At 47.5% G+C, this 19,676-nt stretch carries 16 protein-coding genes; 9 read left to right on the top strand and 7 right to left on the bottom strand.

Annotated features, from left to right (window positions below; translation table 11 throughout):
- Window positions 1-129 precede the first annotated feature (129 nt).
- Together G459_RS0116100 and G459_RS0116095 are read left to right on the top strand one after the other, a co-directional pair.
- A complete protein-coding gene (locus G459_RS0116100) occupies window positions 130-2,844 on the top strand; it encodes a M14 family metallopeptidase (protein WP_035456192.1) in 2,715 nt (904 codons plus the stop codon).
- A gap of 159 nt (window positions 2,845-3,003) precedes the next feature.
- A complete protein-coding gene (locus G459_RS0116095; protein ID WP_026968560.1) occupies window positions 3,004-3,744 on the top strand; it encodes an EcsC family protein in 741 nt (246 codons plus the stop codon).
- A 44-nt stretch (window positions 3,745-3,788) separates the two neighbouring features.
- Here the strand turns inward: G459_RS0116095 and G459_RS0116090 are convergent, their stop codons facing one another.
- The 6 genes from G459_RS0116090 to G459_RS0116060 all read right to left on the bottom strand — a co-directional run bounded on the left by G459_RS0116090 (window position 3,789) and on the right by G459_RS0116060 (window position 9,547).
- Window positions 3,789-4,271: a hypothetical protein gene (locus G459_RS0116090; protein ID WP_026968559.1), complete on the bottom strand. Its 483-nt coding sequence runs from the start codon at window positions 4,269-4,271 to the stop codon at window positions 3,789-3,791.
- Window positions 4,272-4,332: 61 nt separating this feature from the next.
- Complete coding sequence (locus G459_RS0116085; protein ID WP_026968558.1) at window positions 4,333-4,953, bottom strand: ABC transporter ATP-binding protein; 621 nt, start codon at window positions 4,951-4,953, stop codon at window positions 4,333-4,335.
- Window position 4,954: 1 nt separating this feature from the next.
- Window positions 4,955-5,734, bottom strand: a complete 780-nt coding sequence (lpxA, locus tag G459_RS0116080; protein WP_026968557.1) for an acyl-ACP--UDP-N-acetylglucosamine O-acyltransferase — start codon at window positions 5,732-5,734, stop codon at window positions 4,955-4,957.
- Window positions 5,731-7,125: a bifunctional UDP-3-O-[3-hydroxymyristoyl] N-acetylglucosamine deacetylase/3-hydroxyacyl-ACP dehydratase gene (locus G459_RS0116075; protein ID WP_026968556.1), complete on the bottom strand. Its 1,395-nt coding sequence runs from the start codon at window positions 7,123-7,125 to the stop codon at window positions 5,731-5,733. The genes lpxA and G459_RS0116075 overlap by 4 nt, the downstream gene beginning before the upstream one ends.
- Window positions 7,126-7,277: 152 nt before the next feature.
- A complete protein-coding gene (gene lpxD, locus G459_RS0116065) occupies window positions 7,278-8,300 on the bottom strand; it encodes a UDP-3-O-(3-hydroxymyristoyl)glucosamine N-acyltransferase (RefSeq protein WP_026968555.1) in 1,023 nt (340 codons plus the stop codon).
- Window positions 8,301-8,314: 14 nt separating this feature from the next.
- Entirely contained in the window at window positions 8,315-9,547 is a 1,233-nt protein-coding gene (locus G459_RS0116060; RefSeq protein ID WP_026968554.1) for an HD domain-containing protein, read from the bottom strand.
- Window positions 9,548-9,606: 59 nt separating this feature from the next.
- On the opposite strand from G459_RS0116060, the gene porX reads away from it, so the two are divergent.
- From porX to G459_RS0116045, 3 genes are read left to right on the top strand one after another with little or no spacing between them, the layout of a single operon-like run.
- Entirely contained in the window at window positions 9,607-11,166 is a 1,560-nt protein-coding gene (gene porX, locus G459_RS0116055) for a T9SS response regulator signal transducer PorX (protein ID WP_035456188.1), read from the top strand.
- 7 nt (window positions 11,167-11,173) lie between these two features.
- A complete protein-coding gene (gene tsaE / locus G459_RS0116050; RefSeq protein WP_245588193.1) occupies window positions 11,174-11,605 on the top strand; it encodes a tRNA (adenosine(37)-N6)-threonylcarbamoyltransferase complex ATPase subunit type 1 TsaE in 432 nt (143 codons plus the stop codon).
- A complete protein-coding gene (locus tag G459_RS0116045; RefSeq protein ID WP_026968551.1) occupies window positions 11,595-12,806 on the top strand; it encodes an alanine dehydrogenase in 1,212 nt (403 codons plus the stop codon). Before tsaE ends, G459_RS0116045 begins: the two co-directional genes overlap by 11 nt.
- Here G459_RS0116045 and G459_RS0116040 read toward each other — a convergent pair whose 3' ends face one another.
- Window positions 12,807-13,280 carry a response regulator gene (locus tag G459_RS0116040; protein ID WP_026968550.1) on the bottom strand — a complete coding sequence of 158 codons (474 nt, stop codon included), beginning with the start codon at window positions 13,278-13,280 and terminating at the stop codon, window positions 12,807-12,809.
- 210 nt (window positions 13,281-13,490) lie between these two features.
- Here G459_RS0116040 and G459_RS29480 point away from each other — a divergent pair, with 210 nt between their 5' ends.
- The 4 genes from G459_RS29480 to G459_RS0116020 are packed head-to-tail and all read left to right on the top strand — an operon-like array spanning window position 13,491 to window position 19,671.
- Complete coding sequence (locus G459_RS29480; protein WP_084454540.1) at window positions 13,491-15,767, top strand: Rv1355c family protein; 2,277 nt, start codon at window positions 13,491-13,493, stop codon at window positions 15,765-15,767.
- Window positions 15,768-15,769: 2 nt separating this feature from the next.
- Complete coding sequence (locus G459_RS0116030; protein WP_026968549.1) at window positions 15,770-16,480, top strand: hypothetical protein; 711 nt, start codon at window positions 15,770-15,772, stop codon at window positions 16,478-16,480.
- Complete coding sequence (locus tag G459_RS0116025; RefSeq protein WP_035456185.1) at window positions 16,473-18,587, top strand: sensor histidine kinase; 2,115 nt, start codon at window positions 16,473-16,475, stop codon at window positions 18,585-18,587. Before G459_RS0116030 ends, G459_RS0116025 begins: the two co-directional genes overlap by 8 nt.
- Window positions 18,577-19,671 (top strand): hybrid sensor histidine kinase/response regulator, encoded by a 1,095-nt coding sequence (locus tag G459_RS0116020; RefSeq protein WP_026968547.1) that lies wholly within the window; start codon window positions 18,577-18,579, stop codon window positions 19,669-19,671. Before G459_RS0116025 ends, G459_RS0116020 begins: the two co-directional genes overlap by 11 nt.
- The last annotated feature ends 5 nt before the right edge of the window (window positions 19,672-19,676 follow it).

Raw genomic sequence — 19,676 nt, 5'->3', positions numbered from 1 at the left:
TGTGGTCAATACCGGGGCTTTTCATGGGATATGACCGATCCTGTAATTTTTTGAAAGCTGGGAGCTTTTTTGACCCATTAGTCGGGATATGGGGTATTTTTACCAATACCAAGTATTAACCCCTACCTTATGAAACGAGTTTTAACACTAATTTTCCTGTTTGGGATCTTGCCGCTTTTGGCATTTTCCCAGACCATCCCTACTCCCAAATCCCATTTTGGATTTGACATCGGCGACCCGTACATGCTCGCCAATTTCTCCCAGACCGAGGCCTATTTCAAAAAAGTCGATGCTGCCTCGGATCGGGTGATGTACACAAGTATCGGTCAGACCGAGTTTGGTAAGGAGCAGCCGATGCTGGTCATTACTGCTCCCGAGAACTTTGCGCAGCTGGAGAGATACAAGGAAATCTCCCAGAAACTCGGCCGAGCGGAAATCACTCAAGAGGAAGCCAGAGCATTATCCAAGGAAGGGAAACCTGTGGTTTGGATTGACGGGGGACTTCATGCCAGTGAAGTGGTCGGTGCCCAGCAGCTGATCGAGACGCTCTACACCCTTGCCTCCAGAGATGACGAAGAGACGCTGAAGATCCTCGATGAGGTGATCCTACTTCTTGTTCATGTCAACCCTGACGGGATGGAGATCATGTCCGACTGGTACATGATGAATGAGGATCAGACAAAGCGAAACAAGAATATCCCCGTCCTGTATCAAAAGTATGTGGGGCACGACAACAATCGCGACTTCTACATGAACAACATGAAGGAGTCCACCAACATCTCTCTCCAGCAGTACGTCGAGTGGCTGCCCCAGATAGTCTACAACCACCACCAAAGCGGACCGTCTGGGACCGTAGTTGCTGGGCCTCCTTATAGAGATCCGTTTAACCACGTCTTTGATCCACTGATCATCACCAGCTTGGATGCGGTGGGCGCGGCGATGATCAACAGACTTCATGTCGAGGACAAGCCAGGCTACACGAGACTCGATGGCTCCGTATTCTCCACTTGGTGGAACGGAGGCCTAAGGACGACTCCTTACTATCACAACATGATCGGGATCTTGACCGAGATTGTGGGTGATCCATCGCCTTTTTCAATCCCGCTGGTGCCAGATCGCTTGATTCCAAACAACGGCACACCCTATCCAGTGACTCCCGGTCCGTGGCTATTTAGAACGTCCATCGACTATTCTGTTTCGCTGAATTACGCTATCCTTAACCATGCCGTAAGACATGGGGATGAGTTGCTGTACAACTTCTATCTGATGGGCAAAAGCTCCATAGAAAAAGGAAATAAAGACACCTGGACGAAGTATCCGAAGTACGCCCAAGCTGTCCAGGATGAGTTTGATGCTTCGCAGAAAAAAAAGGATTCTGATGACCCTGAGATGGCGAGCTTTGGCTTCAGAGCAGGACTGCCGCTACAGTTTTATGATTCAGTATATAAAGATCCGGCTAGAAGAGATCCGCGAGGGTACATTCTTTCTGCCGATCAGGCGGATTTTTCTACTGCTATCAAGTTTCTAAACGCATTGATCAAGTCCGGTGTCTTGGTCGAAAAAACGACGGCATCGTTTACTGTTAACGGGAAAACGTATCCTAAAGGATCGTATGTGGTGAAGACAGCACAGGCGTTCCGACCGCATGTGCTGGATATGTTTGAGCCACAGGATCACCCAAATGACTTCATGTATCCAGGTGGCCCTCCCGTGAGGCCTTATGATGCGGCAGGTTGGACGCTCGCATTCCAGATGGGTGTTGAGTTTGACCGGGTGATGGAGGGATTAGACGGGCCATTTGAGCGCGTTGCGTACGGGCAGATCTTGTCCCCCGATCCGACAACTCTTCCTGCCGGATCGGGCTACCTGCTGGACGCCAGAGTCAATGACTCATTTTTGGCAGTCAATGACCTGCTGAAAGCAAAAGTGAAAGTCTATAGAACTGTCGCTGCCGCCAACGGATCCCCGGCGGGTTCCTTCTACGTGCCGTCTGCCGGCAAGAAAGCTTTGGCAGAAGCAGCCGGAAAGTATGGAGTGAAGGTTTCTTCCGTGTCGGGAACACCCTCCGGCGCCAAAGAGATCAAACCGTCCCGAGTTGCCCTGTATGACTACTATGGCGGATCGATGCCATCAGGATGGGTGAGATGGATGATGGAGCAGTTTCATTTCGAGTACAGTTTGATTTTCCCACAGGAGATCGATGGCGGGGACCTGAATGAAAAATACGACGTGATCTTGTTCATCGGACCTGGAATCCCCGGAGGTGGGGGATATGGCGGAGGCTCTTCTGCGAAAAATGAAGATATCCCGGCCGAATACCACCACATGACAGGAAGGATGTCTGTCGATAAATCGATTCCTCAGCTGAAATCATTCCTTGAAAATGGAGGCGAAATTGTCGCTGTCGGTCCCGCCACTGCGCTCGCTTACCAGTTGAAGCTCCCCGTTTCCAATGCGTTGGTCGAGATCGTGGACGGCAAGGAGAAATCATTGACTGGGGATAAATACTACATCCCGGGCAGTATCTTAGAGATGCACGTGGACACGACTTCTCCTGCTAACTATGGCATGGGGGAGACTGCAAATGTCTTGTTTAACAACAGCCCTGTTTTCAAACTGGCGCCGGAAGCGGGCTTGAATGGGATCAAGCCTTTGGCTTGGTTTGGAACTGAGCCACCTTTGAAAAGCGGCTGGGCTTGGGGTCAGCAGTATTTAAAAAATGGCGTGACGGCGTTTGAAGCGCAGGTGGGTAAGGGCAAGTTTTACGCTTATGGCCCGGAGATCACTTTCAGAGGTCAATCACACGGCACATTCAAGATGCTTTTCAACAGTCTTTACAAATAAGAAATTGAATTCGGATAATCCTGAAAACCGCTCCACAAGGGCGGTTTTCTTATTTTTATGTAGGTAGAAAAATCGGATAACTTTCGCGTAGTCCCGCAGGATATCGCCAAAATGAAACTTGAGCGGGGAATTGGAGTTTAAAACAGTTGAAAACAGCCAATGGATAACTACCAACAAATTGTAAATGCGGAGCTGCTGGTTTGGCTCCTCAAATTGAAAAAGCCTCCGGGGATTTTTGGGCGGATGACGCATGGCGTTCAGGGTAAGATCAACTCGATCATTCCCGAGAAAGTACACAAAGCCATCACCGTAGCCATTGAGAACATGGTAAAAGCGGTACTGACCGGCTCTGGGTGGATCGTGCCCAAAGTGAAGGAGCCGATCACGCTGAAAGACAGAGAAGATAAGGTCCGGAAGCGGATCAAGTGGTATCGAAATACCGCGTCTGCCGAAGGAGCCGTGACAGGGGCGGGCGGAATTTTGTTGGGTTTGGCGGATTTCCCGGCTTTTCTTACAATCAAGATGAAGATGCTATTTGATATCGCAGCGCTCTATGGCGTCGATACGAAGGACTATCAGGAGCGCTTATTTCTGGTGTATGTCTTCCAGCTGAGCTTTTCCAGCCAGACTCGACGGAATGACCTGGTTGGACTGATCGAAAACTGGGATTCCTTCAAAAATGACCTTCCAAAGGACTTCGATCAGTTTGATTGGAAGACTTTTCAGCTCGATTACAGGGATTACATCGACTTGGCGAAGCTGTTGCAGCTCGTGCCTATCATCGGCGCTCCGGTCGGTGCGGTGGCCAACTACAAGCTGACCGAACATCTGGGTGAGTTTGCGATGAACTCCTATCGATTGAGATTGATGAAAAAAGCACTCCCTCCCGTCGGAAAATAAAAAAGGGGAGCCGTTTGACTCCCCTTTTGGATGCGAGATTCAGTTTACTTTTTGATCAGATCAAACACATAATCTCCTGCCACGGCCAATTGCCCGTTGATCCTCGCTCCCGGAGCGGGAATCGAAAACATCAGCTTCAGATTACTTCCAGACTGTGTAAAGGAAATCTCCCGTCCGGCTGCTGGCTTGGTGCCGGTCAGGGTGATTTTATCAAAGTTAGATCCTGAAAATGACCAGCTTCCATTGGCATCGAAGAGCTCATTGCTATTTGCAGAAGTATAGGTTTTGGAGGGAACCGAAGTGAGAACCAGGTCAAAAGTCGAGTAAAGATTGGTTACATCGAGGTCTCCTTTGGTTACTTTTCCTCCTCCGGAAACCGTCCAAGCCTGAGTGGCGCTTCCGGTCAGAGCCTCAGTTGCGACTTGCTCGGGTGATTTCGGTGGTGTGGGGGCTGGATCGTCGCCACATGCTTGAAGTCCCACTACGACTATGGCCAATACAGTTGCTTTCCACAGATTCAATTTCATAAAAATTCAATTAGAACACTGTAAAATTAAAGTAATAGCTGAATGATCAAAGTGTATTTTTTTACTTGAAATCCTCCAAGGCAAGTCTTTGCTCACAAAACTCGTATTCTCGGGGTTCGTTGGAGCAGACGACTAGGGTTCTGTTGTTTTGGTGATTTTTGATCAGGTCAGCGTACCAGGCGATTCCTTTTTTGTCCAGATTGGAGGTGGGTTCATCCAGCAAAATCAGCGGAACATCGGAAAAAAGCGCTAATCCCAATTTTAACCTTTGTTTCATTCCCGAAGAAAACTGTGAAACAGGCTTCGTGATATGTTGGTCGAGGTAGAGCAGTTCGATCAGTTCCCGGGGTTGTATCTGATTGATCGGGCGTTTGAACTTGAAGTGAAAGTCGATGAGTTCGAGAAGGCTGAATTCTTCGGGAAGCTCCAGATAAGGAGCCGAGATAGACAGGGATTTATACCGGTCAGATTCGGGGATTTCCTTATCGTCTACTTCGAAGATAATTCTGCCGGATGTAATGGGAACGGCCCCGGAAAGACACTTTAGCAAAGTGGACTTTCCGGAGCCGTTGCCTCCAGTGATCGCCAGTGAATCTCCCTGCGAGAGTTGGAGGTTGAGATTTTTAAAAATCCATTCGTACTGAAAGCGTTTGGACGCTTTTTCCAACTGGACTTTCAGCATATCAGTTGATGTAGCCTTTCATCACACCACGTTCGGACGAACGGATGAAATTGAGGATTTCGTCGCGCTCTTTGGTAGCGGGGAGGTTGATTTCGATTTCTTCCAAGGCACGGCTGTTGTTCAAGCTGTTGAGGAAGAGGTATCGATAAACTTCCTGAATATGGGAAATCGTTTCGCTGGAAAATCCTCGTCTTCTCAATCCCAGCGAGTTTACACCTGCGTAAGAAAGGGGCTCGCGGGCCGCTTTGGTAAATGGCGGAACGTCCTTTCTCACCAAAGATCCTCCGGAAACCATCGCATGCATTCCGACCTTGACAAACTGGTGAACAGCACTTGATCCGCCGATGATTGCCCAATCGTCAATCGATACGTGGCCGGCAATCTGGACAGAGTTAGCGATGATGACATTACTTCCGATCACACAGTCGTGCGCTACGTGGACATACGCCATCAGGAGGCAATTGCTGCCGATGGCGGTGGTCTGTTTGTCGACCGTTCCCCGGCTGATCGTGACGCATTCTCGTATCGTGGTATTGTCACCGATAGTTACGGTGGAGTCTTCGCCTTGGAACTTCAGATCCTGCGGCACGCCCGCTATGACTGCGCCGGGAAAAATCCTGCAGTTTTTGCCGATACGGGCGCCGGGGTAGATGGTGACATTCGATCCTATCCAGGTATTGTCACCAATGGTCACGTCTCCGTGGATCATGGTGAACGGATCTACCTGAACGTTGCTCCCAAGCTGGGTCTTAGGGTCGACATGGGACATGGGGCTGATCATGATTCTTTTCGGGTTATGCTGGCGGTCATTACAGCTTCACAGACAAGGGTGTTTCCGACGTATGCCTCTCCTCTCATTTTTGCGATGCCTCTACGGATAGGCGCCAAAAGTTCACACTTGAAAACCAGCGTGTCACCAGGCAAAACCATCTTTCTGAATTTACAGTTCTCGATTCCAAGGAAATAAGTCCAGTAGTTTTCGGGATCTTCTACTGTACTCAACACCAAGATGCCGCCGGTCTGAGCCATCGCTTCCACTTGCAGTACTCCTGGCATCACTGGGTTTCCGGGAAAGTGTCCCATGAAAAAAGGCTCGTTCATGGTTACGTTTTTCACGCCAGCCACAACAGTTTCGTCTAAGTAGATGATTTTGTCGATCAGTTGGAAAGGATATCTGTGCGGCAAAATGTTGCTGATCTGGTTGATATCCATCACCGGAGGAAGCTTGGGATCATAGTGCGGAATGTGTGACGCACCGGCTTTCTCCATAGCTCTTTTCAGTTTTTTGGCAAAAGCGACGTTTGCTGCGTGCCCCGGACGGGCAGCAAGGATCTGAGCTTTCAAGGGTCTGCCTACCAAAGCCAGATCTCCTACGACGTCCAACAGTTTGTGACGCGCAGGTTCATTTCGATAGCGTAGGTCGACATTGTTCAGGATGCCTTCTTTCTTGACTTCGACGCGTTGCTTATTGAACATTTTAGCCAAGTGCGCTAGTTCTTTTTCCTCTACTACACGATCAACCACTACAATGGCATTGTTCAGATCGCCGCCTTTGATCAGGTTGGAGTTGTAGAGCATCTCCAGTTCATGCAGGAAGCAAAAGGTTCTGCAGGATGCGATCTCAGTTCTGAACTGACTGATATCTGTGATAGAGGCGTGTTGGCTTCCAAGTACCGGAGAATTGTAATCGACCATCACTGTCACCCGATAGTTGTCGGTTGGCAAGGCGACCATCTCCACCTCTCTTGCGGAGTCCTTGTACTGGATGCTTTCCTGAACTTCAAAAAATCTCCGAAGTGCATTTTGTTCTTCGAATCCGGCGTCTTCCAACACCTCTATAAACTGCACAGAAGATCCATCCATGATTGGAGGTTCAGGTCCGTCCAATTGAATCAATACGTTATCAATCTCAAGCCCCACCAATGCTGCCAAGACATGCTCCACCGTGTATACTCTGGCTCCGTTTTGTTCCAAAGTAGTGCCACGTGAGACGTCTACCACCAAATCACAATCGGCATCTATCGTCGGTCGACCTTCGAGATCGATTCGCTGGAACTTGTAGCCGTGGTTGGGCGGTGCAGGCAGAAAAGTCATGTTGGAAACGACTCCGGTGTGTAAGCCTACTCCGGAAAGTTCCACCTGTTTCTTGATGGTATGCTGTTTTACTTTCATATGATTATAATTTGCCCTTCAGAGGCCATATAGCCAATCCCGAACTTGATTTGGAAGAATCTCGCATGGTTGACAATCATCCTGGTGAGTGACTTTTTAGCGACGCTCGATTTCATGTTCTATTTTCCTAACGGAATTTCAGGGCAGCAAAATTAGCCCTTTTTTTCCAGTTCTTTGATCCGCTTTTCGAGCGTATCCAGATTTTTGAAGAGCGCATAAGATTTCAAAAAATCTTTCACGTCCATCGCCATGTAGCCCAGGAGCGTTTCCCCGGACTTTTTGATGGACTTGCTGATGCCAGTATTGGCGCCGATAGTTGTGTTGTCTGCGATCTTCAGGTGTCCTACAATCCCGGCTTTGCCGGCAATGATGCAGTTTTTTCCGATTTCAGTGGAGCCTGAAATTCCGCTTTGCGCTGCGATCACCGTGTTTTCGCCGATAATCACGTTGTGGGCGATCTGTACCTGATTGTCGATCTTTGCGCCTTTTCGGATGATCGTGGAGCCCATCGTTGCACAGTCGACCGTGGTATTGGAACCAATGCTCACGTTGTCCTCCAAGATCACGTTACCGATCTGAGGAATTGCTTTGTAAGTTCCATCAGGCTGCGGAGCAAAACCAAACCCGTCTGCGCCGATCACAGCGCCGGGGAATATTTCGCAATTGTTACCGATCTGGGTGTTTGAGGATATTTTCGCTCCGGGATGTATGATACAGTTGTCTCCGATTTTCACATTGTCTCCGATGAAAGCCTGAGGATGGATCTTGACGTTATTTCCCAACTGGCTTTTTTTGCCAATGTAAGAGAACGCGCCGCGATAGCCATTTTCGCCCATGGTGCTGCTCGAGTGGATAAAACTCGGCTCCTCGACTCCCACCAGCATAGCTTTGGTAAATTGAGAATAGGCTTCCAGCAACTTGGTGAAGCCCAAATAAGCGTCCTCGACGCGTATCAGCGTCGTTTTAAACGGTTTGCTAGCGGTGAATCCCTCGGAAACGATGACAGCGGTAGATTCTGTCTCGTAGAGAAAGGGTTCGTATTTTTCATTGGCCAAAAAACTGATTCCGCCGGGTTTTCCCTCCTGGATTTTGTCCAGTCGGTTTACCTTTTGGTTTTCGTCGCCTTCTGCTTTTCCTCCTAAAAGTGCGGCCAGCTGGCCTAAAGTGAATTCCATATACAGCTGCGGATTTACAGGGTTAAAATTAGGTTTTTGGCTTTACAAACGTAGTGTTTCTCCACGATCTTGCTCATGACTTTGATATTCGGTAGGTCAGCCGCCAATGCCACATCCATGACCTTTCCTTTTTTGGTGAGAATGTTGATTCTGTCCTTGGCTAAGTAGCCGTAGTTACTCACCGTGCCGGATGAGAAGAAATAGTCGATATCGGATTCCGGTATCTGCAGTTTCTTTTGGGTTTTTGACCTCATGTCCTCCAGTTCCTCGGGAGAAAATGGCTCATTCACCAGGTTGATTTTGAAGAGATTCCTCGTCAAAAACATCTGTGAGATATTCCTGAGGACGTAATCCTCGTGTCCTTTCCAGAGCTTGATGGCCCCCCAGATGTCAAAGTCATCTAAGCTCAAAAAGTTTTCGAGGATCTTCCGGTCTTTTTTGAAATCTTCGAGGCCAAAATCACTTTTCAGGAAAAACTCAAATTCCTCGCTCACCGGCAATTTCATTCCCGCCTGAGCCAGATGCTTTGCTCGCTTGATTAGATTGATGAGCATCTTCTCGGCGCTGACGGTAGTCTTGTGAAGGTATACTTGCCAATACATCAGCCGGCGGGCGCTCAGGAAGTTTTCGATCGAATAGATTCCTTTTTCTTCGATCACTAATTGCTCGTCTTTGACATCCATCATCTTGATGATCCGGTCTGCGCCGATCGTGCCCTCCGAGACTCCCGTAAAGAAGCAATCCCGCTGCAGGTAGTCCAGGCGGTCAATATCCAATTGGCTGGATACCAGTTGATTCAGGAATTTCCGCTCATATTGATTCTTAAAAATTCGTAAAGCGAGCCCCAATTTGCCACCTAATTGGTCATTTAGGAGTTCTATAGTCAGGAGCGAGAGCTCCTCATGGGGTACGCCTATGAGCAGACTGTATTCTAAAGCATGGGAAAATGGCCCGTGGCCAATGTCATGGAGTAAAATAGCGATCAGGGCCGCCTCATATTCCTCATCGGAGAGTTCTGTGCCTTTAATTCGTAGATTGTCGAGCGTAATGCTCATCAGGTGCATGGCTCCGATCGCGTGGTGAAATCGGGTATGAAGGGCTCCTGGATAGACAAAATCCGTCAAGCCCAACTGCCTGATCCGTCGTAGTCTCTGGAAAAATGGGTGGTCAATGATTGTGAAAATTAACTCACTGGGAATGGTAATGAACCCGTAAACGGGATCATTGAGTATTTTCTGGCTTTTCAATCAGCGCTCATTTGATTGACTCAAAAGTAATTATAATTTTAAAAGAAAGGGAAACCAACATGTCTCAAAAATTCACAATACTCTGGGCCGACGACGAAATCGACCTGCTCAAGCCGCACGTTCTTTTCTTGGAACAGAAAGGCTGTGAGATCACTACGGTCAATTCAGGAATAGACGCCATCGAAGTGGTGGAGACACGAAATTTTGACGTAATTTTTTTGGATGAGATGATGCCGGGAATGACCGGACTCGAGACCCTCCAGCAGATCAAGCAGATCAAGCCGCAGATTCCGGTCGTGATGATCACCAAAAGTGAAGAGGAACACATCATGGATGACGCGATCGGCGGTAAGATTGCCGACTACCTGATCAAGCCGCTCAATCCAAGTCAGATTTGGCTCTCCGTCAAGAAACTCCTCCAAAACAAGCAGCTGATCGACACCAAAACGACTCAAAGTTACCAGCAAGAATTCATGCAGATCGGGTTTGCGCTCGGCGATGCCCAAGATCATCAGGACTGGGCAGAGTTGTACCGCAAGCTGACGTTTTGGGAGCTGGAGATTGATTCGACAGAAAACAAAAACATGCTTGAAGTGCTGGAAAATCAAAAAGCCGAAGCCAATTCTTCCTTTTCACGGTTCATCAAGGAGAACTACCTCGACTGGATGGATGTGAAAAACACCCAGAAACCGCTGATGTCCAATCAAGTGTTGAAGGAGAAAGTATTTCCTGTTTTGAAAGACAAAAAACCGCTCTTTTTGATCGTAATAGATAATCTCCGCTTGGATCAATGGGAAGATCTCGAGCATCTGTTGAACCCATATTTCAATGTGGAGGAAAAGGACACCTACTTCAGCATCTTGCCTACGACTACGGCCTTTGCCAGAAACTCGCTCTTCAGTGGATTGATGCCCTCGGAAATGGCCAAACTCCATCCCAATTTATGGGAGGACGAGGATTCAGACGAGGGCAAAAACAACTTTGAAGAAGAATGGCTCAAGATCAATCTGGCCAAAAACAGACTCAACTATAAATTCACCTACAACAAGATACTTCAAACAAATCAAGGCAAGGCGGTCTTGGATCAGTTCCACACCTTTCTCCAAAATGACCTGAATGTCTTGGTCTACAACTTTGTGGATATGGTCTCTCATGCCCGTACTGACATGAAGATGATCCGGGAGTTGGCGCCGGATGAGTCCGCCTATCGGTCGTTGACGCGGAGTTGGTTTGAACATTCTTCGCTTTTTGAGCTGTTCAAAAGAATCCAACACGCAGGCGCCGATGTCATCGTGACCACGGATCACGGCACCAAAAAAGTGAATAAACCCTACCGCATCATCGGGGACAAAAACGTAACGACCAACCTCCGATACAAGCAGGGGAAAAATCTGAATTTTGAGCACGGGAAGGTTTTCGAGATCAAAAGACCGGAAGACGCGATGCTGCCGAGATTGAACGTTTCTACTTCCTATGTCTTTGCTGTAGAGGACTATTTTTTCGCTTATCCAAACAACTACAATTATTATGTCAACTATTACAAGGATACTTTTCAGCACGGAGGTATATCTTTGGAGGAAATGATCATTCCATTGGTTCACCTCACCTCCAAACGCTAGATTTATTTTGGTCACCTTTCAATACCAATTGGAGCAGATTGATTCTGCTGCTCGCCAGATTATTGCGGCAGCTGGGGCGGAGAAGATCTGGGTCTTTCAGGGACAGATGGGTGCTGGAAAGACGACCTTGATCAAAACCCTGGCTGCTGAGATGGGGGTCATAGATCAGGTCAGCAGTCCTACGTTCGGCATCGTCAATGAATACGAGGCAGCTGGTAGAACCAAAATTTTCCATTTTGATTTTTATAGACTGGATGACCCCACCGAAGCTTTGGATATCGGAATAGAAGAGTATTTTTATGGGGGAGAATATTGCTGGATCGAATGGGCCGAAAAGATCGCTCAGTTTCTTCCGGACGAGTTTCTCCTGATCAGAATCCATTCCGACTCAGCAAATACAAGAACCATCACGATTCAACATTCCCGAAATGCCGACTGAATTTACAGAACTCACGTCTGTGGGATTGATCCCCAAGGAATCCCCCGCGAAGGTAAAAAGGGGCGCTAAGCCACTTCACGTTGGAGTTCCCAAAGAGCTTTCAAATGATGAAAAGCGCATCGCGCTGACTCCAGAAGCGGTCGGTCTATTGAGTAACAATGACATTGAGGTAGTAGTGGAGTCGGGTGCGGGGCTGAGTGCAAAGTTTACCGATCAGGATTACTCTGACGCAGGAGCGACGATTGTATATTCCAGAAAAGAAGTTTTGTCGAAAGACGTGGTGCTCAAGATCGACCCCTTGACAGTCGCGGAAATAGCCGATATGTCACCGGGAAGCTGTCTGATTTCAGCCTTGCAGCTGGAAAAACAGGACGCGGAATTTATCAAGGCGCTGAATGAGAAAAAGATCACCGCCGTGGCCTTTGAATACCTCGAAGACAAAGTGGGAGGGATGCCAGTGGTCAGGGCAATGTCCGAGATCGCCGGTAGCACCGTGATGTTGGTGGCCTCGGAATATCTGTCGAGTGTCAACGAGGGAAAGGGATTGATCTTGGGTGGCGTGACTGGTGTACCGCCCACGCAGGTGGTCATCATCGGAGCAGGCACCGTAGCTGAGTATGCAGCTAGGACTGCGATAGGGCTAGGAGCGAACATTAAGGTGTTCGATAACCATATCTACAAACTGCGAAGGATCAAGCAGCTGCTCGGTCAACAGATCTACACCTCAACGATTGACAATTACAGTTTGGGCCAGGCACTGGCGGAAGCTGACGTGGTCATCGGCGCTTTGCGCGCCGAAAAGGGCAGGAACAAGATCGTCGTAACCGAGGAAATGGTGGCCAACATGATCCATGGAAGCATTATCATCGATGTGGGGATCGACCAAGGGGGGTGCATTGAGACGGCACGTATGACTTCGCACTCGGATCCCGTATACCAAATGCACGACATCATCCACTATTGCGTCCCAAACATCGCATCCCGAGTGGCCCGCACCGCTTCCTATTCCCTCAGCAATATCTTTACGCCGATCATCCTTCAGATGTCGGATTTGGGAGGGGCCGAGGAGATGATCTTCATCTACAAGTGGTTTTTGAGGGGAGTTTACACCTACAGGGGAAGCCTGACCAATGCATTTTTGGCGCGGAAGTTTGGCTTGAACCACAAGGAGTTACAGCTGCTGCTTGCAGCTCGCTATTGATCAGGAGAGCAGGTTTTGACGGAGTAAAAACTCCAGTTGCTCATTGGTTTTGAGCAAAGCGGCCGTCAGTCGCTCGTTTTCCCTTCTCAGTGCATAGACCTCAAAGGCATTCTTGATGACCGTCCTCAGATAGTCTTCTTCCCAGGGCTTGGTAAGGTAGTGGTACACCTGTCCTTTGTTGATCGCGTCGATCACAGCTTGGATGTCGGTGTATCCGGTCAGCAGCAGACGGATCGGTTTGGGATGGATGGGGATAATGCTTTCCAAAAATTCCACTCCTGTTTTTTCAGGCATTCTCTGATCGGTGATGATCAGGTCAATATCCTCCCTGGCAAGAATCTCCTCACCTTCTTTCGCAGATATCGCCAGAAAAATCTTGTAATCCCTCCTGAATGTTGCTTTGAAGGCCTGGAGGTTATTTTCTTCGTCGTCTACGTATAGAATTTTAATTTTTTCGTCAGGCTGATTTTCCATCCAAAGGGTACCTTAAAAGGGGGGTGATTTTTGACACTCCAAATATTCTGTTTTTCGAACGGAAAACAAATTAGGGAGATTAATTCTGTTAGTTGAGCGCTAAGCTAGGTAGAATTTAGTTCTTTTTTGATATAAATTAGGAGCAGATTAAGTTGACTTCAGTCTGAAAAAATTAACTTTACTGAGCTTTATCACCCCTAAAGTCGAATTATGCTCACCAACCCCAGGATTGATCAAGCAGATCAAGCCCGACCTGTAATTCTCAATCCAAGTGTTTTAAATGATTGGGAAGAGATTCAAAAATTGAGATCTAACGAGTTTATTTATACTATAGATCCGATCGATAGTCAGGTGTCGGATTTAATAAAAGCAGATCACGCAGAGATCCAACTTTCGAAGGAAGAGATAGCCCAAAAGGTCGAGGATTTTTTTCGTGAAAGAGCGAGAGACTTTTATGGAAACTGGGTTTTTTACCCATGGAAAAACACCCTGGTGCATGTGCTGCCAGAGGAAGAATTCATCAAAGTCAGAACCCTACGAAACAACTACAAGATTACTCCGTCAGAGCAAGCCGAGCTTGGGACAAAAAAAGTCGGTATCGTGGGCTTGTCGGTGGGCCAAAGTATTGCCTTGGCAATGGCTCTGGAGAGAAGTTGTGGGGAAATGCGGCTTGCAGACTTCGATACCCTAGAGCTGAGCAATCTTAATCGGCTAAAGGCTGGAGTCACCAGTCTCGGAATTGAGAAAGTAGTGATCGCGGCGAGAGAGATAGCCGAGATAGATCCCTATTTGCGTGTGACTCTTTTCCGTGATGGAATCAATGAAGAGAACATCGAGGATTTTCTGACCGCCAACGGGAAGCTCGATCTTCTCGTGGACGAATGCGATAGTCTCGATATCAAAGTTTTACTGAGAGAACGTGCCAAGCCAGCGCACATCCCTGTGATCATGGAGACCTCTGACAGAGGGATGCTTGACATAGAGCGCTTCGATTCTCATCCCGATCGGCCGATTTTTCACGGCATGCTCGATGGCATTACCAAGGCAGAATTAGCCAATCTCACCAATAAGGAGCGGGTAGCGATAGTTTTGAAAATCACCGGTTTGGAGACACTTTCGCTCAGGATGAAGGCCTCTCTTTTGGAGATTGGCTCTACTATCACCTCCTGGCCACAATTAGCCTCGGGAGTTTTCCTGGGCGGAGCTTCTGTAGCACATGTGGGACGTAGGCTGCTTCTGGGGGACAATGTGCCCTCAGGAAGATTTTATGTGGATTTTGATGACATTATTAAGATAGACCAGCCTCAGGAAGAGGTGGTTGTCCCCACTTTTCAAAATGTTTCGGCGTTTTCGAAACGACTCTTGGAACAGCTGCCGGGTGATATCTTGCAGTCAGGCTATATCCTTTCTCCAGAGGAGCTCAAGAAGATCCTTTCCTCCGCCAACATGGCTCCATCGGGAGGGAATATCCAACCCTGGATTTGGGTGTTTGACCGAAAGGGAATACTTCATCTTTTCCACGACCAAGCGAGGAGCCACTCCATGCTCGATTACAAAGGGACAGGCTCTTTGATTGCTTTTGGTGCAGCGCTGGAGAATCTTAGACTCGCTGCGGCAAAAGAGGGGATTGAAATTGAGCTCATAAACCAAATTCGTGAATTTGAGGAGGAGTTAATCTGCTCTATTCGTTTTGTGGCAAAACTGAAGAACCCGATTCTTGTGCCACATCATGAGCTGTCCGATGGGATATCCATTCGATGCACGAACAGAAAGAATCTCAGCAGACAGTTGCTTGAGCCAGCCCAATTGAAGGAATTGACGGCTTTTGCGCAAGAAAATGGAGTCACCATCAAAATCACCGAAGATAAAGATGATCTCGAAGCGCTCGCGGAGATCGTGGGCGGTATGGACCGGATGCGTTTTTTCCACGAGGATGGTTTGTTGGATTTTATCAAAGAAGTGAGATGGACTGAAAAAGACGCCATCGAAACAAAAGATGGAATAGACATCGCCACGCTGGAGATGTCTGCTACCGACAGAGCTGCCATGGGACTGCTCAAAGATCCGCGAACGGTGAAGTTTTTCAGAAAGTTTCTGATGGGCTTTGGCCTTACCAAGATTTCAAAAGATACCCTGACCACCTCGTCGGCCATCATGCTTTTGCAGGGGAAACAGTTTTCTCCGGCCACCTATCTCGAAGGCGGAAAGGTGCTTCAACGGGTTTGGATAAAAGCAAACATGATGGGAATAAGTGTTCAGCCGGTGGCTGCCATGCTGTTTATTTTCCAGAAGGTACTTACTGAGGCCAACCATGGGTTTACCAAGAGCGAGGAGAATGAAATTAAAAAATTGAAAATAAAATTCGACCGCTTATTCAAAAACGACAATGGATTGCAAGATTTGTTTATGTTTAGACTAAACAAAGCTGGTGAGCCGAGCGTGAGAGCCATCCGTCGCGAAGTCGAAGATACCTTAATTCTTGTTTGACAATGTTTAAGTTTAAGGCGTTTAGGGCAATAGACGAGCCGGAACGGTGTGAGAAATTTGTAAAAGGGCATGCCGATGTGTTAAAGCAATATGGCGTCACTAAAGTCACCTCCTCCAACAATGATTGGGCTCTTAATCCATTTGTCTATGTTGTCACCGTCGAATTGCAGGATACTGGAGAGGTCGTGAGCGGACTGAGAATTCACATCGCCCATCCGAACTATCCCTTGCCTATGGAGATGGCCGTTTCGCAGGTCGATCACAAGATCTTCGGATTGGTAAAGGACTACTCGATCGAAGGGACAGGAGAGGTATCTGGACTGTGGAATTCCAAGTCGATCTCCGGCTACGGTGTGGGAGCAGTTCTTTTGATCCGGGCCGGTATTGCGATCGTCAGCCAACTGAAGTTGGGTTCCCTGCTGGCCTTGGTAGCGGAATATACCCTCAAACCATCTCTTCAGAAAGGTTTTGAGATTGAAGAAGGAATTGGCAATTCAGGCACTTTTTTTTACCCTAAGCTTGACTTGGTCGCTACTTCCATCGTGATGAAAGATCCCTACAATCTGCCGAAGGCCGATGAAGTGGAGCGGGAAATCATCCAAGGCATGAGGAATAATTTGCAATGCTCCAAAACCGAGATTGGACCGAAAGGAGAGTTTTTAGTTGAATATGATTTAGTACTTTCAAATCCAGATTGGAGAAAAGATGTATAAAATAGTTGCTTTGTTATTTAGCCTGGGATTTTTTATCTCCAACCAGATTTTTCCAGAGGAGAGGGCGGCTAAGATTGAATGCTTTTCCTATTTGATGGCTGAAAAAGAAGCGAGTATAGACGATGTATTGACTCAGGTCAATCAGTTTTTAGACAACGATTGCGAGACGTTTAATTTTGGAATCAATGACCAAGTAGTCTGGGTGAAAATTGACACCAAAGAACTCCGTTCATTCTCCAATCCTCTTTTGGCTTTGAATTCAGCTTCTCTGGATTATGTGTATTTGTTTCCGGTCAAGGCCGGCAAAGCGGGAAGAAGTCTGGTCAGCGGAAGGCTCGACGGGATCGAAAACAGGTATTTCAAATCCCATAAGATCGTCTTTCAGCTTACAGAGTTGGAGAAAGAATCCGATTATTTGCTTCTGAAAATTGAAAACACAGACAAGAAAATCTTCACAGGCTCATTTGTCGAGGATTCGGATTTTAAGTCCATTCTTGATTTTGAAAATATACTTTTCGGACTGTTGACAGGAGTCTTTGTGGGACTGTTTTTCTATAACCTGTTTTTGTATTTCTCTGTCAAGGACAAGCTTTATCTGGTATATGTCATTCATACCGCACTGGTTTGGGTGGCGCAGGCTTCCATCTTGGGATTTACCCAGATCTTGCTTTGGCCGGAATGGGACTGGATGAACTCCCGATCCATCGTCATATTCTCCTCGCTCGTAAGCGTGGTCGGGATTTGGTTTTTGAGATTGTTTCTACTTACCAAACAGCACCTCCCGAGACTGGATTTTGGATTTAATATCATTTATCTGGTATACGCGTTCATTCTGAGTAACGCGCTGTTTTTTTCGCCTACTCTTAGCTACCGGTCGATCCTGATCACCCAGTCTGTCGTGGTCTGGTATGTTCTTTTCGTTGCCTGGTCTACGCTCCGGATGGGGTACCGGCCCGCCCGCTACTATCTTCTGGCCTGGTCGATATTTATGATCGGTATATTTCTTTTCGTTTTCAGCGAAATGGGTTTTATTCCAACCAACAATCTGACGGCGTATATCATGCCTTTAGGTTCGGCTTTGGAGGTGGTATTGCTTTCATTTGCCTTGGCGGATAAGATCAACATTCTCAAAAAGGAAAAGGAAGAAGAACAAGCCGAAAAACTCAAAGCGCTGCATGAGAACGAGCTCCTAATCAAGGAACAAAACAACATGCTGGAGGAGAAAGTGAGAATCCGGACAGATGAGCTGGAGCAAACATTAAGAACACTCCAGAATACCCAGAGCCAACTCGTCAACCAGGAGAAAATGGCTTCTTTGGGTCAATTGACGGCTGGTATCGCGCATGAGATCAACAACCCGATCAACTTTGTAAGCTCCAACATCACGCCTCTCAAGCGCGACATCAAGGACATCATGGAAGTGATCGGGTTTTACAGGGAATCGGGCGAAAGGGAATTTTCTGATAAGACCAAGAAGGAGGCCAAGCAACTCGAAGAAGAATTGGAGCTGGAGTATGTGCTGGAGGAAGTAGAGCAGCTACTCAAGGGAATGGATGACGGGGCCAAGCGGACTGTGGAGATCGTCAAAGGACTTCGGATTTTTTCCCGTGTGGATGAACAGGATGTTAAAAAGGTCGACCTGCACGACGGGATCAATAGCACGATCATCTTGCTTAATAGCTCCATACCGGGTAAAATCAGAATCATCAGGGAATTTGCTGAATTGCCGATGGTAGAGTGCCTTGCTGGGAAGATGAACCAGGTGTTTATGAATATCCTCAACAACGCTGTTCATGCGCTGGCTGACAACTTGGATAAAATACCCGATCCCAAAATCACCATTCGCACAAGAGCCTTTGTGGATCATGTCGTGGTGGAGATCGAAGACAACGGGCCGGGCATGCCTGAGCATGTGAAACAGCGGATTTTTGAACCTTTTTTCACTACAAAAGCCGTCGGAAGGGGTACAGGTTTGGGGCTTTCCATAGTTTATTCTATTATTGAAAACCACAAGGGAACTCTGGAAGTAAATACCGAGGAAGGCCAGGGCACTACTTTTATTATTTCGCTTCCGATTTACCAAAATGCCCCAAAGTATGAGTCATAAAATTCACGTACTCTATATTGACGATGAGGACAATAACCTCAAGTCCTTTAGAGCGACCTTGCGAAAGGACTTCAAGATTTTTACAGCGATTGATGCTGAGGAAGGGCTACGAATAGCTAAAGAGGAAGAGATACACGTCGTGATTGCTGATCAGCGGATGCCTGGATTGACGGGTACCGAATTTTTTGAGCAGATGGTAAAGATCAATCCCGACCCGATCCGAATCCTGCTCACCGGGTATTCGGATATTGCCAGCGTGATCGACGCGATCAACAAGGGGGAGGTTTACCGCTTTATTGATAAGCCCTGGAATATCGAGCAGATCAAAAACTCCATCAAAAACGCCGCGGATATTTACTTCATGCGCCGCGAGCTCAAGGAGAAAAATCTCAAGCTTCAGAAGTTGCATTCGGAGATGAACCAGTTCGTCTACAGCTTGTCGCATGAGCTCAGAGGCCCGCTGATGAGCATTTCGGGGGTTTCCAAGCTGGCCAAGATGGAGCTGAGCGAGCCTAATGTGCTGGAGTATTTTGAGATGATCGACTCGGCTACCGGAAAACTGGATGATTTCATCTACAAGATGTTGGACTTCTATCGCTCTACCAAGATCGATCATAAGATCACCAAGATCGACTTTAGGGAGACAGTCGATCATCAAATGGCGGCCTATCGGGAGAAATTTGATTTGACTCATTTTCATGTCGACGTCCAAGTCAACCAGCGCGATGAATTCTACTCCGACGACGCCAAGATCCGGGTGATTCTCAACAACCTTTTCGGCAATGCCGTCCAGTTTCAAAAAGAAGAAGGCGAAAAAAGAATTAGCCTTACCGTCGATGTTTCGGATGGAAAGGCAGTCATCGTGGTGGAAGACAACGGGATCGGCATCGAGGAGCGATATAAGGAGGAAGTGTTTAACCTCTTTGCCAGAGCTACCCAAAAGAATGTGGGCACGGGGCTCGGTCTCTACATGGTCAAAGAAGCCGTGGAGCAGATGGGCGGACAAGTTATTCTCGATTCGGAACCGAATGTGGGGACTACTATGACCGTCAATCTTCCGACTTTGAATAAAGAGGAATTTTAAAAGCT

Source organism: Algoriphagus terrigena DSM 22685 (genome assembly GCF_000429445.1).
Classification (GTDB): Bacteria; Bacteroidota; Bacteroidia; order Cytophagales; family Cyclobacteriaceae; genus Algoriphagus; species Algoriphagus terrigena.
The sequence above is the reverse complement of the archived record's forward strand: the minus strand, read 5'-3'. Positions and strand labels throughout refer to the sequence as shown.